This is a genomic window from Anoxybacillus sp. CHMUD, assembly GCF_013096965.1.
Classification (GTDB): Bacteria; Bacillota; Bacilli; order Bacillales; family Anoxybacillaceae; genus Anoxybacillus; species Anoxybacillus kestanbolensis_A.
On the sequence record NZ_SDLG01000041.1, the window covers coordinates 1 to 4,702 of the forward strand.

Here is a 4,702-nt window from a genome sequence, read left to right on the forward strand (position 1 = left end):
CATCAAACACTTGACGGATATCGACTTTGAACGGTTTGACTTCACGCAAAGAAGCCCCACATCCTTGACACGTATGCACACGGTGGACGACACGATGATGTGGATGTTCCACTTGACGGAGCGTCGTCCCCTCATGTCCCTGTTGCCCACCAGGCTTTTTGCCAGACGGCCCGCGGGAGGAACGCTTTTTCTCAAAACGGTCAGAAGATGGGGGCAAATGGCTATTGGAGCTGTTTTTTTTTCGTGCGTGCTTCCAGCTCTTGAACGCGATGCTTGAGTTGTTCATTTTCTTTGCGTAGTTGTTTGTTTTCTTGACGCAAATGTTCATTTTCTTGAACGAGTTGATGAATGAGCTGTTTTTGTTGTTGGACTTTGCCGATTAGGCTTTCAACTGTAAATACAGCTTGTTGTGCCGTCAACATGTGATTCACCTCCTTGTCTATCAATATTCACATCATAGACAAGGAAAGAAGAAAATATTCAGCTCACTTTATGATGTGGCTGAATAGTTACCTATTTTCACTATAATTGCAAGAGATGATATAATATAGAATGGATCGATTTGGAAAGGCGGTGGGATTGTGAACCACTATTATTTTTCTGAATGTAAAGCGAATGAAAAAGCGTCGGATATTCCTATTCATCTTTATACGGTTCCTTTATCTAATCTGCACGAAAAATATTCTTATGCCCACTCGATCGCTTATGAACTGAGAAAGCTAAATTCATACATAACAGTGGCGGCGCACGGACAGTATATAGCGTCGTTTGAAGAGATTTGTCATTGGGGAGATGATCGTTATATTCAGCACGAACATCGGACCATTCAATGTTCTTTGCCTATGGAAAGAACAATTTTAGAAAAATTATTAAAGAAAGAATTAGAGAATCGTTGTAAAAGCAGCTATAAGATGGATAACGACTTATTCCGTTTAGCCAATGAACAGTCGATGCATGTCGGTGAAATTAGCATTCATCCGGCGATCTATATTTCCTTTTCAGTCGAAGAAAATGGAGATATTTTCGTCGGTTTTGATTATCAGCACCGTTTTGAATATCGAAAAACATTGCAAGATGTGATCAATAATGATCCATCGCTTCTCAAAGAAGGAATGGAGGTTGTCGATCCATTTAATAGACGAGCATACTATTACACTTTTGTGGGGATGGCTGACTATACAGCCGGGCAAAAAAGTCCGTTTTTACAACAAAGTGTCATTGATTATTACTTAGAAAAAAATGAACTGTGGAAGCTAAAAGGGGTTCATGAAAAAACACCGGTCGTACATGTAAAAAACAGAGACGGCCATCTTCTTCCATATTTGCCCCATTTGCTAAAATTAACTTGTTCATATGAGCAATTGCCGCCATCGATTCCGAAGAAAGTCAATCGCCTGATTAAGCTGTCACCGCATGAAAAAATGTTTAAGCTTTATACAGAAGCGTTCTGCTTGCTTAGTCAACAGCAAGTGTTGACGTTCCAAAAAGAAAATGTGCGGGCGGTTAACCTAGGCTATGATGTTAATGAGCTTGATTCACCGATAATGGAGTTTGGACAAGGATATAAAACAAATGAGATTTATAGAGGGCTCAAGCAGTCGGGAGTGTACGAACCGAGCAATGTAGCCGTCAGCTATTTCGTCGATCCACAGCTGAACTATGACCCACAAAAGCGAAAAGAAGTAGGATGTTTTGTAAAAAAGCTAGAATCAATGTCTGAAGCGCTTGGTGTAAAGCTTAATGTTTCCGATCAGCCGCGCCAACTATACGGTCAATTGCCCAAAGACTTTTTTAAACAAGATAACCTGTCGTATCATTTGAAATCCATTACTGACCAGTTCCGCGGAACGGTCGTCGTGGTTATTGGAACAGAAGAAAATATTGATCGCGCCTACGTTACGATTAAAAAAGAATTTGGCGGAAAAGAAGACTTAATGACGCAATTTGTTGGGTTCACTTCTTCTTTAGTTACGGAAAATAATATCTTTCACTACTATAATATTTTGCTAGGGATTTATGCCAAGGCAGGAGTTCAGCCTTGGATCTTGGCCAGCCCGATGCATTCAGATTGCTTCATTGGCTTAGATGTCAGCCATGAGTACGGAAAGCACGCCTCTGGGATCATTCAAGTTATTGGACGCGATGGGAAAATCATTAAACAAAAATCAGTGGCTACGGCGGAAGCGGGGGAAACCATCGCCAATTCTACAATGGAAGAGATTGTGAATGAAAGCATATACAGCTACGAACAAATATATGGAGCAAAGCCACGGCATATTACTTTTCACCGCGATGGTATTTGTCGGGAGGATCTAGATTTTTTGCAAGCTTATTTGCGGTCTTTTCAAATTCCTTTTGATTTTGTAGAAATCATAAAAAAACCGCGAAGAAGAATGGCTATTTATTCAAATAAAAAATGGGTGACAAAGCAAGGAATATACTATTCAAAAGGAAACACGGCGTATTTATGTGCGACAGATCCGAAAGAGTTTGTTGGCATGGCTCAACTTGTAAAAATTGTGCAAAAAACGAATGGTCTGTCTATTCATGAGATTGTTTCTGATGTATATAAGCTATCGTTTATGCATATTCATTCCATGCTGAAGACACGCTTGCCGATTACGATCCATTACGCCGATCTGAGTTCTACTTTCCATAACCGCGGGTTGATTCACCCGCGTTCACAGCATGAACGGGCATTGCCGTTTGTGTGATATGAAAGGGTTGCTTGCCCGCCACTCTCTAAGGATTGCTGGGATTTGTAGAAGCAGAGAGTCATTGCTTGGCTCTCTGTTTTTGTTTTATCCCATGTAGGAATTTCGCACATGTTGTCGAATAACGTATGTGAATTTTCACATGTAAGGTGAATGTATGGCTGTTGACCACGACCGCTTGTTCAAAGAGTTGATCCAAGCATTTTTTGAAGAGTTTATCCTTCTCTTTTTCCCCGAAATGTACGAGTATATTGATTTTCAGCATTTGTCCTTTTTATCCGGAGAACTGTTCACCGATGTAACGGCAGGGGAGAAGTATCGCGTCGATTTGTTAGTCGAAACGAAATTAAAAGGGGAAGACGGATTGATCATCGTCCATATTGAAAATCAAAGCTACGTGCAACCGTCGTTTCCTGAACGGATGTTCATTTACTTTAGCCGCTTGTTTGAAAAATACCGCACGAATGTCGTTCCGATTGCCGTTTTCAGCTACGATACCATCCGCGATGAACCGTCCTCATCTACGCTTCAACTTCCGTTTGGCAACATTCTTCACTTCCGCTTTTTCACCGTCGAACTACGCAAACAAAATTGGCGCAACTACATTCGCATTGACAACCCGATCGCCGCTGCGCTGTTAAGCAAAATGGGTTATACTGAAAGTGAACGAATCGAATTGAAAAAACAGTTTTTGCGCATGTTAGTTCGTTTAGAGCTGGATGAAGCAAAGCAGCGATTGTTAATCGGCTTTTTTGAAACATACGTGAGGTTGTCCGATGATGAGGAACAACAATTACGAAACGAGGTGAATCAAATGGAAACGAAAGAAAAAGAGCAAGTGTTGGAATTGTTGATTTCGTATGAACAAAAGGGAAAACGTGAAGGAGCTAAGCAAAAAGAGCGAGAAATGATGCGAAAAATGATTGCAAAAGGAATGAGCATTGCCGATATTGCACATATATTTGACCTAACGGAAGAAGAAGTTCATAAAAGGGTAAAAGATGAGTAGGAAGGGACAGTGCTTGGCGTCTGCTAGCTCCTGAAATAGCGTTTTTACATTTAGCGATAAACCCACAATAAGGATGTGATTCCAATGATGACAAATAAAGATTATCAAGAAATCGTAGAAAAAAAGTACGGTAAGCCGTTGAAAGAGATTATGTATGAACTTTGCGTGATTAGAGATGTTGTTCCTTGGGAAGGGGCAAGCGAGTTAGGCGTGCCTAAAAGTACATTTTTATCATGGAGAAATAAATTTCGTTTTGGTCCGATTCAAAGAAGAGCTGATTTTGCAAGACAAATGCGTGATAACACGATTAACAAATATAAACAGGAATTAGAGGATATTGATTTCGAACGTGATTTTATTTACAAGGATGAAAAGACGATTAGAGGATTTAAAGAAATAATGGAGCGCCTTTTGGAACTGGAGAGATACAAGAGAACATTATTAGATGATGCGGATACTTCTTCCGATATATTAATAACAATGAAAATAGCAACCATTGAGCAGACATTAAATTATTTGATGGAATACGAACAAGGGAAGTTGCATGAAGAATTTAACCGGGAGCGAGAACGTATACATTATGGGAGGAAATAAAGAGATTTCAAACGATATTTTGCATGTGGAGTGAAATGTATAACGATTGACCACGACCGCTTATTTAAATAAAGAGCTGGCCACAGCGTTTTTTCATGGGTTCACCGGATACGTATTGGCTCGGCAGCTGTTGTTACCCGCTAAAGGAGAAAGTTGCCCTAAGGATGATGGGGGCAGCTTTTTTTGTTATGATCGCTCGAATTTTCGGTATGTATGTTGGTTGGGCATAGGTAATTTATAGACGATTTGACAATGTTCGTAACTATTCACCCCAGTGCTAGTGTATAAAAAAGCCCAGCACAAATAGGGCATTTCGGTCATAGAAAATGCCCTAGGTAGCGGAAAGAACTCGATCGATCGTTTCGCCTGCCAACAGAAGACACAA

At 40.4% G+C, this 4,702-nt stretch carries 3 protein-coding genes and 1 pseudogene; 3 read left to right on the forward strand and 1 reads right to left on the reverse strand.

The features are described 5' to 3' along the window. Positions 1 to 422 (reverse strand): annotated as a pseudogene (locus tag ETB99_RS14425) (DUF6444 domain-containing protein); the annotation flags it as partial. 159 nt (positions 423 to 581) lie between these two features. Here ETB99_RS14425 and ETB99_RS15275 point away from each other — a divergent pair. The 3 genes from ETB99_RS15275 (at position 582) to ETB99_RS14440 (ending at position 4,317) form a co-directional block, all read left to right on the forward strand. After that, positions 582 to 2,714, forward strand: a complete 2,133-nt coding sequence (locus ETB99_RS15275; protein ID WP_171700919.1) for a Piwi domain-containing protein — start codon at positions 582 to 584, stop codon at positions 2,712 to 2,714. A 157-nt stretch (positions 2,715 to 2,871) separates the two neighbouring features. Continuing rightward, positions 2,872 to 3,723: an Rpn family recombination-promoting nuclease/putative transposase gene (locus ETB99_RS14435; RefSeq protein ID WP_171700920.1), complete on the forward strand. Its 852-nt coding sequence runs from the start codon at positions 2,872 to 2,874 to the stop codon at positions 3,721 to 3,723. Between the two features lie 84 nt (positions 3,724 to 3,807). Continuing rightward, entirely contained in the window at positions 3,808 to 4,317 is a 510-nt protein-coding gene (locus tag ETB99_RS14440) for a hypothetical protein (RefSeq protein WP_061580481.1), read from the forward strand. Positions 4,318 to 4,702 lie beyond the last annotated feature (385 nt).